At 43.5% G+C, this 19,248-nt stretch carries 18 protein-coding genes; 11 read left to right on the forward strand and 7 right to left on the reverse strand.

All coding sequences use genetic code 11. The features are described from left to right. Positions 1 to 3: 3 nt before the first annotated feature. On the reverse strand, positions 4 to 1,545 hold the full coding sequence (locus MTF70_RS08085) for a hypothetical protein (protein WP_025767940.1): 1,542 nt from the start codon (positions 1,543 to 1,545) through the stop codon (positions 4 to 6). Between the two features lie 366 nt (positions 1,546 to 1,911). Between MTF70_RS08085 and MTF70_RS08090 the strand changes: the two genes are divergently transcribed. Both MTF70_RS08090 and MTF70_RS08095 read left to right on the forward strand, forming a co-directional pair. Continuing rightward, complete coding sequence (locus MTF70_RS08090) at positions 1,912 to 2,604, forward strand: response regulator transcription factor (RefSeq protein WP_005373624.1); 693 nt, start codon at positions 1,912 to 1,914, stop codon at positions 2,602 to 2,604. Positions 2,605 to 2,607: 3 nt separating this feature from the next. After that, a complete protein-coding gene (locus MTF70_RS08095; RefSeq protein WP_025767939.1) occupies positions 2,608 to 3,930 on the forward strand; it encodes an ATP-binding protein in 1,323 nt (440 codons plus the stop codon). Here MTF70_RS08095 and MTF70_RS08100 read toward each other — a convergent pair. Then, complete coding sequence (locus MTF70_RS08100; protein WP_054866652.1) at positions 3,911 to 4,582, reverse strand: pyridoxamine 5'-phosphate oxidase family protein; 672 nt, start codon at positions 4,580 to 4,582, stop codon at positions 3,911 to 3,913. The genes MTF70_RS08095 and MTF70_RS08100 overlap by 20 nt on opposite strands. 100 nt (positions 4,583 to 4,682) lie before the next feature. On the opposite strand from MTF70_RS08100, the gene MTF70_RS08105 reads away from it, so the two are divergent. Beyond that, the gene (locus MTF70_RS08105; RefSeq protein WP_017635167.1) at positions 4,683 to 6,128 is read left to right on the forward strand and encodes a PLP-dependent aminotransferase family protein; all 1,446 of its coding nucleotides are present in this window, start codon (positions 4,683 to 4,685) and stop codon (positions 6,126 to 6,128) included. On the opposite strand, the gene yjeH is transcribed toward MTF70_RS08105, so the two are convergent. Continuing rightward, on the reverse strand, positions 6,129 to 7,391 hold the full coding sequence (gene yjeH / locus MTF70_RS08110) for an L-methionine/branched-chain amino acid transporter (protein WP_017635168.1): 1,263 nt from the start codon (positions 7,389 to 7,391) through the stop codon (positions 6,129 to 6,131). A gap of 327 nt (positions 7,392 to 7,718) precedes the next feature. On the opposite strand from yjeH, the gene MTF70_RS08115 reads away from it, so the two are divergent. The 4 genes from MTF70_RS08115 to MTF70_RS08130 all read left to right on the forward strand — a co-directional run bounded on the left by MTF70_RS08115 (position 7,719) and on the right by MTF70_RS08130 (position 10,512). After that, positions 7,719 to 8,174 (forward strand): Lrp/AsnC family transcriptional regulator, encoded by a 456-nt coding sequence (locus MTF70_RS08115; protein WP_005373615.1) that lies wholly within the window; start codon positions 7,719 to 7,721, stop codon positions 8,172 to 8,174. Positions 8,175 to 8,214: 40 nt separating this feature from the next. Continuing rightward, entirely contained in the window at positions 8,215 to 9,129 is a 915-nt protein-coding gene (locus MTF70_RS08120; RefSeq protein WP_017819875.1) for a LysR family transcriptional regulator, read from the forward strand. Positions 9,130 to 9,238: 109 nt separating this feature from the next. Beyond that, positions 9,239 to 9,853, forward strand: a complete 615-nt coding sequence (locus tag MTF70_RS08125) for a LysE family translocator (protein ID WP_005373611.1) — start codon at positions 9,239 to 9,241, stop codon at positions 9,851 to 9,853. A gap of 329 nt (positions 9,854 to 10,182) precedes the next feature. Continuing rightward, on the forward strand, positions 10,183 to 10,512 hold the full coding sequence (locus MTF70_RS08130) for a hypothetical protein (protein WP_005373609.1): 330 nt from the start codon (positions 10,183 to 10,185) through the stop codon (positions 10,510 to 10,512). A 125-nt stretch (positions 10,513 to 10,637) separates the two neighbouring features. Here MTF70_RS08130 and MTF70_RS08135 read toward each other — a convergent pair whose 3' ends face one another. Then, on the reverse strand, positions 10,638 to 10,859 hold the full coding sequence (locus MTF70_RS08135) for a hypothetical protein (RefSeq protein WP_005373607.1): 222 nt from the start codon (positions 10,857 to 10,859) through the stop codon (positions 10,638 to 10,640). 240 nt (positions 10,860 to 11,099) lie between these two features. Next, positions 11,100 to 12,533: a glyceraldehyde-3-phosphate dehydrogenase gene (locus MTF70_RS08140; RefSeq protein ID WP_025767937.1), complete on the reverse strand. Its 1,434-nt coding sequence runs from the start codon at positions 12,531 to 12,533 to the stop codon at positions 11,100 to 11,102. Between the two features lie 615 nt (positions 12,534 to 13,148). Between MTF70_RS08140 and MTF70_RS08145 the strand changes: the two genes are divergently transcribed. After that, a complete protein-coding gene (locus MTF70_RS08145; RefSeq protein ID WP_025767936.1) occupies positions 13,149 to 15,785 on the forward strand; it encodes an ATP-binding protein in 2,637 nt (878 codons plus the stop codon). 68 nt (positions 15,786 to 15,853) lie between these two features. On the opposite strand, the gene MTF70_RS08150 is transcribed toward MTF70_RS08145, so the two are convergent. Both MTF70_RS08150 and MTF70_RS08155 read right to left on the reverse strand, forming a co-directional pair. Beyond that, positions 15,854 to 17,197, reverse strand: a complete 1,344-nt coding sequence (locus MTF70_RS08150; RefSeq protein WP_025767935.1) for an MATE family efflux transporter — start codon at positions 17,195 to 17,197, stop codon at positions 15,854 to 15,856. Positions 17,198 to 17,318: 121 nt separating this feature from the next. Beyond that, positions 17,319 to 17,633: a DUF496 family protein gene (locus MTF70_RS08155; RefSeq protein WP_005373603.1), complete on the reverse strand. Its 315-nt coding sequence runs from the start codon at positions 17,631 to 17,633 to the stop codon at positions 17,319 to 17,321. Positions 17,634 to 17,853: 220 nt separating this feature from the next. Between MTF70_RS08155 and MTF70_RS08160 the strand changes: the two genes are divergently transcribed. The 3 genes from MTF70_RS08160 to MTF70_RS08170 all read left to right on the forward strand — a co-directional run bounded on the left by MTF70_RS08160 (position 17,854) and on the right by MTF70_RS08170 (position 19,208). Next, the gene (locus MTF70_RS08160) at positions 17,854 to 18,078 is read left to right on the forward strand and encodes a hypothetical protein (RefSeq protein ID WP_005385630.1); all 225 of its coding nucleotides are present in this window, start codon (positions 17,854 to 17,856) and stop codon (positions 18,076 to 18,078) included. Positions 18,079 to 18,243: 165 nt separating this feature from the next. After that, a complete protein-coding gene (locus tag MTF70_RS08165) occupies positions 18,244 to 18,894 on the forward strand; it encodes a YceH family protein (protein WP_005373594.1) in 651 nt (216 codons plus the stop codon). After that, on the forward strand, positions 18,891 to 19,208 hold the full coding sequence (locus tag MTF70_RS08170; RefSeq protein ID WP_005373593.1) for a GIY-YIG nuclease family protein: 318 nt from the start codon (positions 18,891 to 18,893) through the stop codon (positions 19,206 to 19,208). Before MTF70_RS08165 ends, MTF70_RS08170 begins: the two co-directional genes overlap by 4 nt. Positions 19,209 to 19,248: the final 40 nt, after the last annotated feature.

A 19,248-nucleotide genomic window follows, 5' to 3' on the forward strand; every position in this document is an offset into this window, starting at 1 on the left:
TGTTTATAGCTTGGTTACATCTAGGGTTTGGTCGGTGAATTGGATGTTCTGAATGTCGTACAACTCGTCAGTGCCTGTATTTGGGCACTCAACAGAAACACTCTTTGCTTTGATAACAGTACATTCCGCCAGTTTGTGTGGCACGATATAGGTGTTGATACCGCCTTCACCATAAATGCTGTTGTCTTTGCTGTTGCCTTCAAAAGTATTGTTTTGATCATTACCGATCACATTCATCGCGTCGTCGCCAATGATCTTCACTTTTGTTAGCCACTGAGATTTGTAGGTGTACGCTTCTATCGAACCGTCTTTGTTGGGAGCCATACGGAAGGTAGGTACTGTGCCTGGATTTGTCTTTTCTGTGTAGAGCTTGACGCCCGCAGAGTCGATATTCGCGGTATATTGCAAGTATCCGTGGAATAAGCCACTGATCCAATCAACGGCTTGTGGATCTTGGGTTTGCATTTCTTCACGCGTTAACGCTTGGTAGCCATCTAAACCATGTCCGTTTGCTTTTGCTACACCCATGTAAGCTTCAAAAGCGGCAGCAAAATATTCGTGAGAATATGAAGGGCCCGTTTTTTTAACACTTTCAGGATCGAAGTCGTCCGATTTCCAATCGTCCCAGTCATACTGAGTAGGGCGCCACACCGTCGGTTTGCCCGATTGAATATCGTTATAGATGCTTAACGCATGAGCTTGAATGTCATTTTGCAGTGCCGCAGTCGCCGTGTTAGGTGCAATACCTTGCGCTTGGACCAAGTGTAAAATTTCTTCAAAAGCGGCGTCTCGTTCGGCTTTTTTGCCAAGATTGGCGCAGTAATCGGCAAAATTACTCATGTAATGGCAATCGCCTTCAACTGTCAGTTCTCGATACATTAAAGATTGGCTATTCCTTAGCCAGTTTGGTGTTTCTTTACTAGTTACTAATGTTGACGCGATAGATGTGACAAGTGTATCCATATCATCTTCGTTAAGTACCATCATGCTTACAACAAACTTTTCTAGAGAACTCGTATCAAAAGAGTGTGCTAAGCCCGAGTTTGTAACTGCGTCGTTCAGTTTGTCTTGGCGAATCAGTTCGTTGATAAAGATTTTGGTTAACATCTCATCATTCTGTTCGTCGTTTTCGGTCAGCATTAGTGTGGCATCACGCTCGGCTAATGTCTTAGCGATACGAGACTTGTCAGCACCGTACTTAGAGTCTGGTTGGTTTGTGAGAAGGTGTTGGATGATTTTGGCTGCACGAAAGATTTTTTCATTATTCGCACCGTCATCAACAGCCACAATGTGAAATGTATCGTTGTTGTTTGCTTCGGAAAGGGAGATTTTCACATAGTGGGTGAAGCCCGAATCAGCAGCCACTTTTAACTTGGCTGGAAACTTTGTAGAAACGACAGTTGGGATTGTGACAGTGCTCAATGTTGGCATTGGTGGTGTTGGAGGTGTCGTTGTCGATGGTTTCGAATTAGATTCACTGCCGCCACAAGCAGTTAGACTTATCGCGCAAAATATGGCTAAAGGTGTTAATTTGGAATATCTCATTTCATGTTACTCGTAGACTTTATTAGAGCAGGAAACTTAGAAGCAACATAAAGTCCTGTCTATATAAGCAAACTAAGTCATATATGTTGATATTATTTTTTGGTAAGACCTATTATTCGATATATTTAAAAATATAGTGGATTTTTATTCCGAATTTTATTTTCTATGTGAAGCTATATTCTGATAATGAATAAAACCTCAGGTTATTGCATGGCTTTAGGGGTATAGAATGATTAGGATTATCGTATATGTATGGTTTGTAAGCGTATGTAAGCCTGCGTTTTATTAAAATTATCATTTAAGTAGGTTGCGCAGTATAGGACGAGCGATATACTCCCTCCATCATATTGGTGGAGTAAATGATTCATGGTGGGTAATACAATCTTACTGGTAGAAGACGACTCAGAGATTGCTCGATTAACCAAAATGTACCTCGAAGCCGAAGGATATACGGTAACTGTCATCGATAACGGTCAAAATGCATTAGAAACGATTAAGGGGCTCAAGCCGGACCTAGTGCTGTTAGATTTGATGTTACCAGGAAAAAATGGCGCAGAAATATGTCAAGAGGCGCGTAAGTTTTATCATGGTATTATCATTGTTTTGACTGCGACCGATGATGAAATGAGCGAGGTGAGCTTATTTAAGTTTGGTGCTGATGATTACCTTACCAAACCGATAAAAGGCAATATCCTTCTCGCCCGTATTGAAGCAGCGTTGCGTCGCTATTGTCGTCAAGTTGACATCGTTGAAGAAGAAAAGCTGAGCCGATATGGCATTAGTCTTTGTCTTCGTCGCTCCCAAGCATTTTATTTGCAAAAAGATATTGGTTTAACGAGTTCTGAGTTTGAAATTTTAGAGCTCCTGATGCTGAATGTCGATAAGCCAGTATCTCGTGAATCATGTTGCCGTCTTGCCCGAGGCATTGAATACTGTATTACTGATCGTTCGATTGATATGCGTATATCCTCACTAAGGAAGAAATTCTCTAAGGCTCATATCCATACGGCTACCATTAAAACCATACGTCACCACGGCTACATGCTGACAGGTAAATGACGCATGTTTTCCCTGTTTACTCGTCTATATGTGGGGTTAGTAACTGGCCTTGCGCTGACTGTTGCTTTGTTTCTCTTTATGGGGGAAGAGTACATGCGCAAAACAGAAGTCGGTGTTTTTTTGAGTGACGGTGCTTATTTTGTCGATCAATACATTGAGCAACGAGGCACTCCGGATTCTCTCTACAAGAAGTTAACCGAAAACGGCAAGCAAGATTTCTTTATCTTTGATTTAACATTGGTTGAAAACTGGGACGGATCACCGCCTTGTCGAGATTGTAATCTGCTGTACCGTATGCAAGGGATACCTGTTTATCTTATTGACGGCAGTACCTATGCTGCGGTGTTCCCTTTGCCTAACACTTCGAAGAGTTTAGTTTTCAAAGAAAAAACGGACTTCTTTAGCCCACACGTTGATTGGAATGAAGATTCTGAGATTGTATTTATACTTACTCTGCTTTTGGTTGTTGTATGCAGTTTAGGCATTATGGTTTACATACCTGTACGACGTCTTGACCGCCAAATTCGGCAACTAACGGCTGCGCAACAACAATTTGGTTCTGGTGAGTTGAATACGCGAGTCGATCTAAAGCAATTTTCGCAACCCGTGAAAGAGCTCGCCCAAGGCTTCAACTGCATGTCTGAAGAGATTGAGAGACGAGTACGTCAAACACACATCTTTACTCAAGCTATTCCTCATGAAGTGCGCACACCGCTGAGTCGTATTCAGCTAGCGACGGATTTAGCTAGGCGCACGAGTGGTGAAATGCAGGCAGAGTTACATGACGATATTGAACGATACGTTGATGTCGTGACGGATTTAACGTCCGACATTGTCATGCTGTCTCGCTTGAGTGTGAAAAACCATTCTTTGAGCGATTCTGTTGAAACCATGGAACTGCCTCTTTGGTGTAAAAGCCGCATGAATTACCTAGGCTTAGAGTCCGCCATGTTGAGAGCAGAAAATGAACTCGCGAACCAATTGATTCACTTTCAGCCTACTTTGGGTAACCTCGTCCTCGATAATTTATTGCAAAACGCCAAGCGTTACGGTGAATCCTGCGTTGAGGTGACGATTCGAATGGTAGCGGATTGCTGGAGCATCGATATTGAGGACGATGGTCCGGGCATACCTGAAGCGATGCGAGAAGAAGTATTTATGCCATTTTCACGTTTAGATAAAAGCCGCAACGCCGACGTGAAAGGCTTTGGTTTAGGGCTTGCTATCGCTACCAGTGCAGCGCGGCAACTGGGTTGGGAGCTTTCCGTCGGCGAGAGTCACTTAGGCGGCGCACGTTTTACGGTGCTTATTCCTGCCAACGATTAGAGTAGGCACTGCGGTAGTCTGGTTCAGCGATACCTTCATACAAATCTCCACAAGCTTGCAGCGGACCTACGACGGTTCGGTAGGGTAGGACACCTGCCCAAACAGGAATGTCCATGTCTTCTGCGTCGTCGTTGACGCCAAAATTGCTGATTTTCACTGATGCCTCCGTGAGCGGGATACGCAGTAGCATGGTGGCTTTGAGTTCTTTTTCATTACTCAAACGGACTTGTTCTGTTCTCCCCGGAGCGATCTGTTCAATAAAGTGATTCAGCAACCTGTCTTTCTCTTGGTTATCTTCCACCACCTCAAACTGGCCAAAGACCACAGCACTGCGATAATGCGCACTGTGGTGAAACGCACTGTGGTGAAACGCACTTCGAGCCAATACCCAACCATCAAACAAAGTAAAGGTTAAGCACGTTTGCACTCCTTGTTTGAGTGAGCGTAACAGTCGACTGTTGTTGGCACCATGGATATACACGTAATCATCGACACGCCATGCCAGCATAGGGATGACCACAGGGCCTGACTCGTTGGTTATCGCAATATGAGCGATTAGGCTGTCATCTATGATGGCGTGCAGTTTGCTAACATCAGAGACGGCTTTATGTGCGCCTTTCTTAATTTCCGTTCTATTGGTGTTGGATAGCATTTTCTCTCCTTGTTTGCTCACGATTACGAGCGATTGATCCTCATTCTTTGATTGCAATGTAGCGTTTAACTGGTAGCTTAAAGAGAGCCAGTTTTAACTAATGGATGGATCCAGTTTGTCTTTGATTGATATCGGTGACCTACATTTAAAAGACAGTGAAGGAACGCGTCAGCAAGCGTTGTTTTTGGCTATTCGCAAGAAAATTGTTCAAGGACTGTGGGTGAAGAATGGGAAGCTGCCTTCTACGCGGAAGCTTTCACAAGAGCTTAATCTAAGTAGGAATACCGTGATTTCTGCCTACGAACAGTTAGTGGCGGAAGGGTACTTGAACAGCCAAAAAGGTTCTGGCTTTTATGTTGCCGTAGAACTGCCAGAGCAGTACTTGCCTGAACCTAGTTCAGTTCAGAGAGACTCATCACCGAAAGCTCACTTTGATATCAACCGCGCATTTGCACCGGGTGTGCCGGATTTGGACGCATTTCCGATGGCGCAATGGCAAAAGTTACTCACTCGCCATATGTCTCGTACTTGCTTGTTGGGGAATCAAGATATTCAGGGTAGTTGGGCATTGCGCTGTGCTTTAGCTGACTACCTCGCATCAAGCCGTTCAGTGAATTGTTCTCCAGAGCGCATTATTATTACCTCTGGGGCGCAGCAAGCGTTGTCGATTGCGACGATGGTAGTGCTCAAACAAGGTGATAAGGTTCTGATGGAGCAACCAGGTTACGCGCAAATGCGGAAGTTGATTCAGTTCCAAAACTATCAATTTGAGCCTTTGTTCGTAACAGAGAAATTAGGTTTTGATGTGGAAGCGGTGACCTCAAGCGATGCCGATGCGCTGTATATTACACCAAGTAATCAATATCCGATGGGTACCACACTCAATACCGAGCAAAGAGGAAAGATCATCAACTGGGCGGTCGAACAATCAAGTTGGATCATCGAGGATGATTATGACAGCGAATTTCAGTTTGCTCATCGTCCCTATACCAGCTTACAGGGGCTAGCAGCTCAAATGGGTCGAGATGATCGCGTGTTGTATGTGGGTTCCTTCAGTAAAGTGATGTTTAACGGATTGCGGCTTGGCTACCTTGTAGTTCCTGAACGTTTAGTAGAGCAATGCTTAGTGGTTAAGGATGCGTTAAGTGGTGATTCGCCGACGCATACACAAGAAGCATTGGCAGACTTTATTACTGAAGGTGGGTTATTACGTCATATTCGAAAAATGCGTCGACTGTACAAAACTAAGCATGAACAGATGCATGTATCCATTCAACAGCATTTTGGCGACCGTGTTTGCGTCGTTAGCCAAGCGGCGGGGCTTCATGTTACGTTGAAATGGCAAGACGGTATGGATGAGCAGCGTTTTATAAAACTAGCAGAGCATGAAGGGATCATCTTGCGACCTTTGAGCTATTATGAACACCCAGATTTTCAAGCACGTCACTGGCATGGTGCCGTGCTTGGTTACGGCAATATCGCGTTAGAGAACATAGACGCTGGTATCCAACGTTTAGCTCACATATTTCGAAATGGGAAGCGATGACTATTCAACTACACGTGTTTGTCGCTTATGTCGCCACTGTTTCCAAGGCAGTAAAAGTAGAGTAAAAATGCCAAGTGCATAAAACATTGACCAGCCTAAACATATAAAAACACCGGTACAAAGCAGTAGGGACAGTCCCGCAAGTGTTTTACCAAATCCTCGAAGCAATTTAAAAGCGGCTAACATCGCCAACATGTAAACCAGAACGAATACACTGTTTGCGAGTTTTAGGAAAAACTCCAGATCGAGCTGTGATAGGGTTCCTATCACACAAGATATCAATAATATACCGCCAACTAATATGGTGGCTGAGAAAGGGACACCACGACGCGAAATCTTGGCTAGTGGACTAGAAGGACGATGTTCACGAGCTTGAGCCCAGACCATTCGCGCTAGGCTCTGTGTGTATAAGTTAACGCTCGCGAAACAAGCGGAGAAACCTATCAAGCTGATTATCCATTTGGCTCCATCGCCTAGTAGTTGGGCACTAAGCCAGGGGATGGATGCGTTATCAAATTGAGCGTTACCATACGCGCCAAATTTTAAAATAACGACAGAGCATGCCCAATAGGTAGCCCCTGCTACAAAACAACCGACCACAATGGCAATAGGGAAATCTCTTTGAGGGTTTTTGAACTCTTCCCCCATATGGGCAAAAGCCTCTATGCCAACAAAACACCAGAACATCACGCCTAACGCTGCGGTAATAGGCCAAATTGACTCTTGTGTGATGGCGGGCATCACAAGATCGGCGCTGTTAACGTCGCCTTTCCATAAAAATGCGCCAACAAGTGCGAAGACACTCAAAGCAATAAGAGTTTGTAAATGACCTGATGATTTTGTGCCCATCAAGTTGACGAACACAAGAAGTACTACCGTGAGAACTTGTGCAAACAGATTGTTGCTAATAGGCTCTGGCAATATTTGTTGTAGAAAGCCTGCGGCGAGTGCAATCGCGGCCGGAACCCCTACCGGAATGACACTAACAAATAGCCAAGCGACACTACTTTCCAGCTTGGCGTTAAAGGCTTTGCGTACAAAAAAGGCTGTTCCGCCCGCGTTGGGGTATCGTTTACCCAGTTGAGCAAAAGTCAGCGCAATAGGACAAATCGCGATGAACAATAAAATCCAAGCCCATAGTGAAAAATGGCCAGCTATACCTGCTGCGATAGCCGGGATCATAAACAGCCCCGTTCCCATTAATGTGGTGGATAACTGTGCGATACCTGATGTGAGTGAAATGTCTTTTTTGAGCTCTTCCATGCGAATTGATTCATCCAATGTTATGAGGGTTATTGCGAAAAAGCTTGTGGCTTCTGGTTATTTCGTTTTATGTGTTTAAGCGATGCTATTTATGTGCTGAGTACTTAAGGTGGGAATTTGATTTCAATGTGTTATCTATTTTCTGTTGAAATGGATAACAGCACTCATCTCATGCCCGCCAAATAGCATATCCAAAATGTTAATAACAAAATGATTTACTAAACCGTCAATATGACGGTTGTTTTAAATAATTCCAACAAAATGTTGGTTTCTTATGCAGTTAGAATCGGTATAGAATGAGAAAAATAAGGAAAGCTTGGTAACGGTATGGACAAGTTTGATCATAAGATTGTGGATCTGCTCAGGCACAACGCTCGGCTGTCGGTGACTGAAATTGCGGATAAAGTAAACCTTTCTCGTTCTGCGGTAACGGCCCGTATTCGTAAGCTAGAGCATGACAAAGTGATTCTAGGGTATCACGCTGAAATTGCGCCTTCGGGTGGGGATTCGATTTGCGCCTATTTTGCCTTAAAGTTCGATAAATCAACCTCTACGTATTATTGCGAATCATACGCGGACGAGTTATACAAAATTGATGGCGTAAAATGGTGTCATGCGATCAGCGGTGAGACGGACATGATGGTTTTTGTCGAAGTGCCTACGATGGCTCGCTTGAACGAAATCAGAGATCAAATTCAACGATATCCAGAGCTTCGAAACCTGATGACTCATACCGTCTTAGCTGAATTCTTTAACACGACTGGGAACCTGTTTGTGAAGTGACCATGAATGGATGCTATGTTGAAAACCCTTCTGAGCGAATATGTTAAACAACATTAATTTGAATCTACTTAGATCCTTGCATGTACTTTTAGAGGAGTGTCATGTCAGCCGGACCGCAGACCGTTTGCACATTACGCAGTCTGCCGTCAGTCGACAGCTTGCACAATTGCGCGATCTGTGTGGTGACCCACTGCTTATTCGTCAAGGTAATCAACTGATACCAACGCCACGAGCAATAGCGTTAAAATCAAAGCTTGATGCATTACTGGCTGAGTTTGACCATTTACTCGATGACCAACCTTTTGAGCCGCGGCAGTGGCAAGGTGAGCTTGTTATTGCTTCTAGTGACTACGTGGCGCAATACGTATTGCCCGATATTGCCTCTCACTTGGGTGAACAAGCGCCACAGCTAGATATGGCGTACCGACTGTGGCAACCCAACTTTCTTGATAAACTTCATGAGACGGGCATCCATATCGCGTCTTCTATGTATCCAGAAAAACCACAGAGTGTGTCGAGCGTTAAAATTGGTGAGGATTCATCAGTTTGTTTGATGAAATCTTCTCATCCGTTAGCAAAGCAGGACCAGATCAGTATTGAAGACTTGATTTCATATTCACACATCAAAGTGACTGGCGGCGGAGACAAAGATTCCTACACTGATTTAGCATTGAAAGAGCTAGGGCACACCCGCCACGTTACCTTTAAGGTTCCATTCTTCTCTGCTGCGATCAATCGCTTAGTTGCAAGCGAGCACCTGATGGTGGCTCCTGAACATATTGCCGTTAACCTCGCTAAGCATTGGGACTTAACCCATAAAGCATTACCACTCGAAACACCTATTCATCAATATTGGTTAATGTGGCATCCCAAATACGACACGGATCCTGCGCATAAATGGGTGCGAGAAGAGATTCGCTCAGTAATGCAAATCTCTGAATATTCCATTCGCTAATACGTACATCGTTTAGCTATGACTTGAAGTCATGATTAGTATGAATAACTTTGATTTCTAATTATACCTCTTCCGTTGATAGAGTGAGCTTCAAAGAGGGGAAATTCTTATGACACTAACAGTTTGGTTATCACTTTTTACCGTGTGTTTATTAGGGGCTATGTCACCAGGTCCCAGCTTAGCTATTGTCGCTAAGCACTCGTTGGCTGGTGGACGTATCAATGGATTAGCTACGGCTTGGGCTCATGCGTTTGGCATTGGTATATATGCGTTTATTACCTTGATTGGTCTCGCTGTTGTTTTGCAGCAAAGCCCGATGCTGTTCAAGACGATTAGCCTTGTGGGTGCGGCATATCTTGCGTATTTAGGGTTTAATGCTTTGCGTTCAAAAGGTGGTGTGGCTGCGAAGTTGGAGTCAGGTGAGGAGACAACGGTAATCCAGTCTGCGCGAGAAGGCTTTTTTATCTCGATTTTAAGTCCCAAAATTGCTTTGTTTTTTATCGCATTATTCAGTCAGTTTGTCGCGCTCGGTAATGATTTGAGTAATCAGATGATCATTGTTGCCACGCCGTTTGTTGTGGATGGGCTTTGGTACACCTTTATTACCCTAGTGCTATCGAGCTCTAAAGTCGTTGACAGAATTCGCTCTAAGGCAGTGTTGATTGATCGTTTGTCAGGGGTAGTACTCATGCTGCTGGCTCTTAGAGTGGTCGTAACGGTATAGACAAGCTCGCAAGACAGAAATACTAAAAGCAGCCCGTGTGGCTGCTTTTTTGTCTACTCTCAGTAACCCTTACACAATTTACGTAATTCTGACGCTAAACGTTGCTAAAATTAATATTATCAATAGTGTTACTTTGGTTCATATTCTCATTTGCTGTGAAAGCTACTTTCCAACGCATTGTTATAATGAGAACGATAGCCACTTAACGTTAATACTAACAGTGTCGCATATTAAGTCGAGAGTGCTTTATTGGATAAAAACGGACTTTCCTCTTACTTACCCTATGAAAGGGGTAGAGACTTCATGACCGTTTAGAAGGTGAGAGCAATATGCAAAGAATAGTAGATTTAGCTCCAGTAGTAATTTTGACCAGTGTTTGCAGCGTTGCTTGGATATTCTTTTCAACAAAGAGCATTTGGGTGTTTTTTGAACTGTTTGTATTTACGATGCTTGGCTTTGGCCTTTTGTACGGGTTACTACAAAAGGCTGATCCTAAACACTTTGACTTTGTTTTAAATCACATCGATGAAATTAAGAAGGAAGGCAAAGATGCTTGCCTAAGCGGCGCTCCGAAAGAATCCAACCCATACTCTGGTGTCGATGGTGATTTATGGGAGGCTGGTTACACAGCCTCCTACAACAAAAAGATAAAGCAATAAACCGCTAGGTGCTTATTCAACATTGTGCATTTCAAAAAAGCACCCTGCCATTTTAAGGACAGGGTGAAAGCAAGAAGTTTCTCAGGAGCGGTCGGGGGAGAGAAACTCATCTAAATCTTATTTACTTACCGGCGAACCTCTTCAAATTCACCTTCAATCGCATCTGCTTTACCTGTATTAAACTCATACTCTTCGTGCATTTCTCTCTGCATTTTCTTGACGCGCTTTTCAATACGCTTGCCGGTAATTAATGCTGCGATGGTCAACGGAATCGCAATGATCAAGCTAAATACTAACGTAAAAAAGCCGGTAATCAGTGCTAGTGCAGTTACAATAATCCGATTCATAATCATGACCTCTCTGTAATTTATGTGCTCAGATTAATGCTGTGAACATGAACAAAACATGAATGCTGACGTTCACTTTGTCCGGAGAGTGTCAAATGAATGAAACGAAAAAACGCCTGAGGGTGATCAGGCGTATAAACGGGGAAAAATATTAGTAATGCGCATGGCGCTTATTATTTAGAACAAATATGAGATATTGTCCGCTACGCTATGTGGTTAACGTTGTGGAGCAAAGTTCACCTATCGAGGGAATGTTTGGTAACGAACACCCATCATTTGTTCCATACAGTGCACAACTTGGCAGCTGTAACCGAATTCGTTGTCGTACCAGATGTAAAGTACACAACGCTTGTCTTGTGCGATAGTCGCTTGACCATCTACGACGCCTGCATGGCGAGAGCCAACTAAGTCAGTTGATACAATTTCTGTTGAATCGGTGTAGTCAATCTGTGCCGAAAGCTCAGAGTTCAACGCCATTTCACGCAAGTAATCGTTCAGTGAATCACGGTCTACGTCTTCACCTAAGTTTAGATTAGCGACTGCCATAGAAACGTTTGGTGTCGGTACGCGTATCGCGTTGCCTGTTAGCTTGCCTGCAAGCTCTGGCAATGCTTTAGCAACTGCTTTTGCCGCACCTGTTGAAGTCAGAACCATGTTTAGTGAAGCACTACGTCCGCGACGGTCACCAGAGTGGAAGTTGTCGATCAAATTTTGGTCGTTTGTGTATGAGTGCACGGTTTCAATATGGCCAGAAAGAACACCATATTTATCGTTCAGAGCCTTAAGGACTGGCGTGATTGCATTTGTTGTACAGCTTGCCGCAGAGATGATGGTGTCATCTTCTTTAATTACCGACTCATTTACACCGAAGACAACGTTTTTGATGTCACCTTTACCTGGTGCTGTTAGCAGTACTTTCTCTGCGCCTTTACACGCTAAGTGTTGGCTCAGGCCTTCAGAATCACGCCAAACACCTGTGTTATCAACAACTAGCGCGTTATTGATACCGAAAGCTGAGTAATCCACTTCGCTTGGGTTATTTGCGTAGATGATTTGGATGTAGTTGCCGTTAACGATCAGTGCTTTACGCTCTTCATCGATAACAATGCTACCGTTGAACTGACCGTGAACTGAGTCACGACGCAGCAAGCTAGCACGCTTCTCCAAATCGCCTTTTTTACCGCCACGAACCACAATCGCACGTAGTCTTAGTGGGTAACCTGGACCACTTTTCTCAATGAGAAGGCGAGTAAGTAGTCGACCAATGCGACCGAACCCGTAAAGAACCACATCACGCGCTTTCAATGAAGAATCTGCGTCGCGAGCGCCATCAAGTGCAGTGATAAGGAAATCGTTTAGAGAGCTTGTATCGTCATGTTCATTCCAGTACATAGTTGCCAATTGGCCAACATCGACACGGCATGAAGAAATGCTCATTTCACAAAGCGCTTGAATAATAGGCATCGTGTGCTCAAGCGAAAGTGGGTTACCGGTATAACGTCTTGCAACGCGATGAGTTTTGAGAATGTCTATAGTAGTAGCATTAATAAGCGTTTTACCAAACAGAACCACTTCGATTCCTTTTTGACGATATAGCTTACCAATTAGAGGGGAAATAGATTCAGCAATCGTTTGGCTTGTTTGCCAGTCTTGGAGATATTTCTCTGGACTCATTGTTGTATTAGACCTTTCACGTTTTGGGGGCTAACCATACTCTCTGCTGTTGCCTCTTCGGCAGCGTGCAAGAGTGTGGTGGGTTATGTAATCGGGTTGTAATAGTTATGTGTGCGGATTCTAAGGTCGGAGTCCTTATTCTGCTAGGAAAATTAAATCCAGTGTAAAACACTACTTAAGGGGACGTTAGTGGTGGATTAATGTGACTAAAGCAGTGGTTTTCACGTATTGACATTTAGAAAGTAACTTACTTTTTTTGCGATGATAACGTTTGCTTTCAAATTAGTTTTGTTGACAAAAATGGATATTTTGCATTTTTGTGTGATTTGACTCGATAAGGCAACTCAATAGGTAAACATACAATAGATGATTTCCTGAAAAGTGAGGCGACTCTTAGTTGTGAGTGAAACTTTATTGTTTGCATCCAACTTTAAGATCAAAAAATATGACTTGAATCACAATTGCCACTTCATTAGCCGATGATAAAACACTCACAATAACCATAATCTAGGTAGGTGAATGTTGTTTGAAAGTAACAATGTCGTATATGCCTTTCAATGCAGGAAACTAGTCTAATATTAAATAAACGGATGAAATCAACCATTAGGCTGATGGATGTTGAGATTATCAATAAAAACACGCTTAGCACTCCTCGCACTATTACCCGCTGTGGTAATAGTGGTGTTTGCAGTTCAGCAGTTTTCTGATAATGCGTTGCGCGTGAGCCGTCTCAATCAAACGGTTAGCAATATTCAAGGTTTCCAATTGATATCCAAGGCCTCCCACTTTATTTACTCCATAGAGAAAGTACGCCGACAGCCTGATCTTCAAGTCTCTGCAGCCATTAATATTGAAGAACAAGGTGAAGTTATTTCTTCTTTGCATCAAAAGTTTGTGAGTAACCCTAATACTGCTGAGTATGCTGATGACCTGAAAGAAGCCATGCTGGGGGTATTGTCAGGTAGATTGAGTGAGATGGACGACCTGGGTGATTGGGCATTTCAACAGCTCCAAAATATGTCGCGCTCTTTGTTGCAAAATCATCAATGGTATGGCAGTGACGATGGCATTCGCATGCAAAATTTTATTGCCTACCTTGCTCAGCTCTCTTTTTGGACACAGAAAGAAGCTTGGCTGACGAACCGTTTAGTCCAAGACCCTGAGAGTCGGCTAAGTCAAAGTATGTTTTATCAGGCGATTGACCGACAGCAGCAAAATTTGGATGCGTTTTTAAACTTAGGTGGGTCATACGAGCAAGTGGATAAATTGCTTGGCTTGTTTACTTCGCCGAGATATCAGAGAAACTTAGCGTCTCGCGGACAATTAATGTCAGGAGACATGTCACAAAGTGACTACGCCGCGTATTTAAAAGAACTCGATTTTCGTGTGCAGCGCTTACAAGTGCTCATTGATGGGTTCACCAAACAAACTGAGCAGTCGCTTCTCACGCAGGTTCATGAACAAAAGGCCAATATAGCGATGATCAGTTTTGGCGTCGCCTTAGTGGTTATCCTGCTTTGTTGGCTCGGATTTAGTACTTGGTTCCGAGTTAACAGCAAACTCGATGCGATCATTCATACTTTAAACGCGTTGATCAACTCCGAAGAGAAGCAAACAAAAGTCAAAGTTGATGGAAGTGATGAACTGACCATTTTTGCTCAGCAAGTGAATCGAGTGGTTGAAGAAATGCAGAGACAAACTGAAGAAATACTGCATGCAAAAGAGTCAGCAGTATCGGCTAATCGTGCAAAATCTGTGTTTCTTGCCAACATGTCACATGAAATACGCACGCCCCTTAACGGGATCATGGGCATGACAGAAATACTCTCTCAAAGTGAGTTGTCTTCGCATCAACAAGAAGTTGTTGATGACATTGACTCCTCATCTCAAACACTGCTTACTTTACTTAACGATATATTGGATCTCTCTAAAATCGAGTCTGGACGATTGGAGCTGTCACTAGTAGAAGCGGATATCCGAGAAGTCGTGTATCAGTCGGTGATTTTATTCCAATCCAAAGCAACATCTAAACAGCTAAAGTTAGGTATTAATTTAGCTGAAAATATCCCCATTCGCGTGATGGTCGATGATCATCGTGTCAAACAGGTAGTTACGAATCTGGTATCGAATGCGGTTAAGTTTACCGAAAGTGGGCATGTATGCGTTGATGTTAGTTATGAGGAATTACTTGAGAAAGAACGTGGAGTGCTGACGTTTAAAGTAGAAGATACCGGAATAGGCATTGATCAAGATAAGTTAACCACGATTTTTGAACCCTTTACTCAGGAAGATGAAGGAGTGTCGAGGCAATTTGGCGGTACAGGGTTGGGTTTGGCAATTTGTTGTCAGCTTGTGTCGATGATGGGGGGCAAGCTCGTAGCAACATCTACAAAAGGAGTGGGCACATGCTTTGAATTCTCGATTGAGGTTGAAGCAATTCCGGTGTTTGGCTGGCGTTCGGAGGTGATTAATAAAGGGCTTTTGATCTGCTCAAATTACGACTACGCCGACCAAGTATTAAAAGAGTGTCGCTTAGCGAAAATCAATCTCTTTGGTGTTAATAATGTGAATGAAGTGCAAGCGATAAATGATGACTTTGATGTCATATTTCTGTGCCACAGTAACGACGCTAATACCGATGAAATCTTGGATAATCTATCATTTAATTACGATCTTCGCCGTGTGATTATTTGCCAGCATCATTTATCCACTCCCTACGAAAATGCAGAAAAAGTACATGCCGTACTCACATTACCTTTCCTTGGCAATCGATTTAAGCATGTCATTGATGATTTAGCTAAGGTTGAAAAGACTATATCAAGTGACAATGTCACCAATAATGTTGTCAGCTCTGAATATCGAGCGTCGCGCTCTCATCGGAGGATCTTAATTGCGGAGGATAACTTGATGAACCAGAAAATAGCGAGTTTCTTTCTGGATAAAGCAGGTTATGACTATTTGATAACAAGCAACGGTCAAGAAGCGTTAGAAGCCATCACAAAGGGAGAAGAATTCGATGCAATTTTAATGGACTGCATGATGCCCGTGATGGATGGACTGACCGCGACGAAAGAAATTCGTCGTTGGGAAAAGAAAGCAGGACGTGAAAAAACGATGATTATCGCACTCACTGCGAGTGTTTTGGAAGAAGACATCCACAACTGTTTTGCGGCAGGCATGGATGCTTATTTACCTAAGCCGTATAAATCGAACCAGTTATTTGAGCTCTTTAGTGAATTAAAACTCGCCTAGCTAACATTTCAACTTAGACAAGGCGTCAAAACGATAAAGCCCCACTTCAGGGGCTTAGTTCTGATTATTCATTGTTGTGCGTTGGCTTGCGCGCCTGCGAGTTTGCGTATGGTTTGGCGATAGGTTAGGTATGCGGAAACACCAGCTAACAGGTTGCCGATACAAGCGCCTAAGAGTAAACCTCGGATTCCATCCATTTGAGCGCCAACCCACAAGCACGGTAGGAAAAAGACAAACAAGCGCAGCGCTGAAATGGTGAGCGCGGTGTAAGATTTGCCTAATGCATTACAAAGAGAAACCATTAGCATACAAACCCCTAATGAACCCAAACTGATCGGCACTATCAGTAAATGCATTTCCAAGACTTGCTCCACTTGCACATCACTTGTCATCAATAATGCGAGTGGGTTTGCGACGGCAAATGTAATGGCAGCAATCAAAAGTTGGAAACCTAGAATGAATTTTACGGCAATACTGACGAGCCTTTGGATATCTTCATAGTTCTTTGCTCCAAGTAAGCGTCCAACCATTGGAGGCATAGACATTGTCAGCGCCAAGACCGAAACGATAGCAAAGAACTCATAGCGTGAACCAAGCGCCCAAGCGGCGACTGCTGCGGTTCCAAAGCTTGCCAATAATTTTGTTGCTAGCATGGAAGACAACGGTGGCAGCAGTTGGCTAATCATCGCAGGGCCCATAATGTTACCGATAGATGCAACACTTTTGGCTACGTTAAGATCTTGCCATTGTGTCGTTGCCCAGTGATTCTTTTTCACGCGAGGAGCGACGACTAAAATACCAAACCCAAAAGCGACGATGGTTGCTATTGCCGCTCCGTTAATACCCAAGTCAAACGTGAAAATAAATAGCGGATCGAGTACAAGGTTCACGCCGCTGGTTATCATCATCATTGTGCCAGGTAACATTGTATTGCCATTAGCTCGGCAGATACTGTAATAAAAATACAAAACCGCACCAGTCCATGAGCTTAATAACCACCAAGGCCAGTAACTGTCGATTATCGGCATAACTGATTCTGGAGCGCTTAATAGAGCTAAAATGGGGTAGCGCAAAAGCCAAATTAGCCCGCCAAAAATAGCGACACCAATTGAGCCGATCATCAATACCAATCCGCCAAGTTGTTTGGCATACCGACTTTCATTCGCCCCAAGAGCTTTAGAAATGACCGCTGTCGTTGCGATCCCTAGACCGACTTGAATACCGATAATGACCATTTGCAAAGGCAGAGTGAAACCTTGAGCGGCTAACGGTAAAACGCCGAGCTGACCGATAAACGCACTATCCACGAGCTGAAAGCTCATTAAAGACAGAACGCCAAATAGCATTGGCCAGGTCATCGTAAATAATTGTTTTGCAAGCGTTGGTTGTGTACTTGTCGTAGTTGAAGACATAGAAAGCTGAATGCGTTAGGAATAAGAGTTAGATTGATTGTACACGGCGGTTAGTTTAGAGACAAAAATAAACCCCGAGGAAGATATTCTTGCTCGGGGTTCGAAAATCTAGCTTACGCGTTTATTTTTTGCCGCTAGTTTGCTTGTCTTCTTCAGTCAGCTCACGAATGCGACGGCTGATGTCACGACGTGCTTTAGAGATCTCAGCGCTTTTAATGATGTGGTCATCAACACGATCTTCATAGTCTGCTTTCATATTTTTGATGATTGCGACGATTTCATCGTGAGTCATTTCTGGTTTGATGTAGTCTAGAAGGTTTTCTAGAAGATCAACACGTTTACGGTTATCACGAACTTTCTTCTCGTTATCAAGAAGCTCACGTTTTAGTTTGTTTTTACGACGAGCTTGGTTAACGATTTCAAATACGCTACTCATAGTTCTCTTTCCTAATTTTATGAATATCTTCCTCGATTAAAGCACAACATCCAGTGGCATAACAGTCTTTAGATCAATAGCAATGCAGAGTTGAACATTTCTCAACCAATTGCGCTGTGTCCATATAATCGTGCTGCTTTCTTCGAGTTTTGGCCAACATCGTAGAATCCATCGATTCATTGTCATAACGTGGCCTTCACTATATTATCAACACCATTGAATGCAAAATGATGAACTTGATATGGACTCTGGTAACACTGCGGAGCAAGTAAATAGTCAAGATAATGAGCAAGTCACTCGCTCTGTGGCTGAAAAGTTAAAAACGGCGTATATCAACGCCCGTGAGCAACTCGAAATCATCGAAGTTGAGCTTAATCGTTCAAAAATAATGATGGTCGACCAAGATGGCAATTTGACGAGAGTGCCGATTCTCTCGGAGCATTGATACCTGACCCTATTCGTAAGGGGTGTCAGGTCTTACGCTATGCTTTAGCCTGACACCAACACCTGAACCGCTAACGCTTCTTGCACTGCTGTGTGAATTTATGGCGTATGATTTCGAAGCGATTTAGGTACAAAGTCAAATGCAAAAATAATAAGGAAATGCATTATGAAAGTTGAGCTAACGGCAATTGAAGCACGAGTTATTGGTTGCTTGATCGAAAAAGAAGTCACTACCCCAGATCTTTACCCCCTCAGCCTAAACGCATTAACCAACGCGTGTAATCAAAAAAGCAACCGTGATCCCGTGATGTCACTCTCTGAGTCAGACGTTCTCGATGCCGTTGATGCTCTTATTGAGCGCAGGCTCGTCAGTGACGAAAGTGCGTTCAACAGCCGCGTCAGCAAGTATCAACACCGTTTCTGTAATACGGAATTTGGTGATTTAAAGCTGACAGAGCAGGAGAAGGGCATTGTATGCTGTATGCTTTTGCGCGGTGCTCAAACACCTGGGGAAATTCGTACTCGTACTAATCGTCTCGCGACATTTCATGATGTAAAAGAAGTGGAAACGGTCCTTGAGCATTTAGCAAGTGAAGAGAAAGGACCATTAGTGGTCAAATTACCACGTGAGGCTGGTAAGCGGGAGTCGCGTTATATGCATTTGTTCTGTGGTGATGTTGATGCGTCCGAACTTGCAGCGCCTGTGTCTGCTGCAAGCTCGAGCTCCGATCGAGTAAGTCAGCTAGAGCTCGAAGTCGCTCAGCTGAAAGAAGAGCTGGATGAATTAAAAGCTAAGGTTGAGTCACTGCTTTCATGATGGAAAATACAACGCAGCGTTGGAGTGTCTATCTGATACGAAATAACCGCAACGCGTTGTATTGTGGTGTTACCAATGATGTTGAACGAAGATTCAATCAGCACCAAACCGGAAAAGGAGCGAAAGCTTTGAAGGGAAAAGGCCCTTTGGTATTGGAATGGTCATCGGATTTTGACTCAAAGACGCTTGCCATGCGAGCAGAGTACTATATTAAGCAACTAACTAAAGCGAAAAAAGAGCTGCTCGTTATGTCAAAAGCAAATATTGTCGTCGACGAACATCAACAAATGATGTTAGAGATAGTGGCACTCTGATAAGCCCTTGCTACGCAAAGATACACGGAAACCGCCTATG

The organism is Vibrio sp. 2CM40D (genome assembly GCF_023161825.1).
Classification (GTDB): domain Bacteria; phylum Pseudomonadota; class Gammaproteobacteria; order Enterobacterales; family Vibrionaceae; genus Vibrio; species Vibrio alginolyticus.

Bases quoted from the DNA above. Each gene is read 5' to 3' on its own strand.
- MTF70_RS08130 (WP_005373609.1), top strand. From the start codon at position 10,183: ATGCAAAGAATAGTAGATTTAGCTCCAGTAGTAATTTTGACCAGTGTT.
- MTF70_RS08085 (WP_025767940.1), bottom strand. From the start codon at position 1,545: ATGAGATATTCCAAATTAACACCTTTAGCCATATTTTGCGCGATAAGT.
- MTF70_RS08165 (WP_005373594.1), top strand. From the start codon at position 18,244: ATGAAAGTTGAGCTAACGGCAATTGAAGCACGAGTTATTGGTTGCTTG.
- MTF70_RS08160 (WP_005385630.1), top strand. From the start codon at position 17,854: ATGCAAAATGATGAACTTGATATGGACTCTGGTAACACTGCGGAGCAA.
- MTF70_RS08125 (WP_005373611.1), top strand. From the start codon at position 9,239: ATGACACTAACAGTTTGGTTATCACTTTTTACCGTGTGTTTATTAGGG.
- MTF70_RS08120 (WP_017819875.1), top strand. From the start codon at position 8,215: ATGTTAAACAACATTAATTTGAATCTACTTAGATCCTTGCATGTACTT.
- MTF70_RS08150 (WP_025767935.1), bottom strand. From the start codon at position 17,197: ATGTCTTCAACTACGACAAGTACACAACCAACGCTTGCAAAACAATTA.
- MTF70_RS08105 (WP_017635167.1), top strand. From the start codon at position 4,683: ATGGATGGATCCAGTTTGTCTTTGATTGATATCGGTGACCTACATTTA.
- MTF70_RS08090 (WP_005373624.1), top strand. From the start codon at position 1,912: ATGGTGGGTAATACAATCTTACTGGTAGAAGACGACTCAGAGATTGCT.
- MTF70_RS08155 (WP_005373603.1), bottom strand. From the start codon at position 17,633: ATGAGTAGCGTATTTGAAATCGTTAACCAAGCTCGTCGTAAAAACAAA.
- MTF70_RS08170 (WP_005373593.1), top strand. From the start codon at position 18,891: ATGATGGAAAATACAACGCAGCGTTGGAGTGTCTATCTGATACGAAAT.
- MTF70_RS08100 (WP_054866652.1), bottom strand. From the start codon at position 4,582: ATGCTATCCAACACCAATAGAACGGAAATTAAGAAAGGCGCACATAAA.
- MTF70_RS08095 (WP_025767939.1), top strand. From the start codon at position 2,608: ATGTTTTCCCTGTTTACTCGTCTATATGTGGGGTTAGTAACTGGCCTT.
- MTF70_RS08115 (WP_005373615.1), top strand. From the start codon at position 7,719: ATGGACAAGTTTGATCATAAGATTGTGGATCTGCTCAGGCACAACGCT.
- MTF70_RS08135 (WP_005373607.1), bottom strand. From the start codon at position 10,859: ATGAATCGGATTATTGTAACTGCACTAGCACTGATTACCGGCTTTTTT.
- yjeH (WP_017635168.1), bottom strand. From the start codon at position 7,391: ATGGAAGAGCTCAAAAAAGACATTTCACTCACATCAGGTATCGCACAG.
- MTF70_RS08140 (WP_025767937.1), bottom strand. From the start codon at position 12,533: ATGAGTCCAGAGAAATATCTCCAAGACTGGCAAACAAGCCAAACGATT.
- MTF70_RS08145 (WP_025767936.1), top strand. From the start codon at position 13,149: ATGTTGAGATTATCAATAAAAACACGCTTAGCACTCCTCGCACTATTA.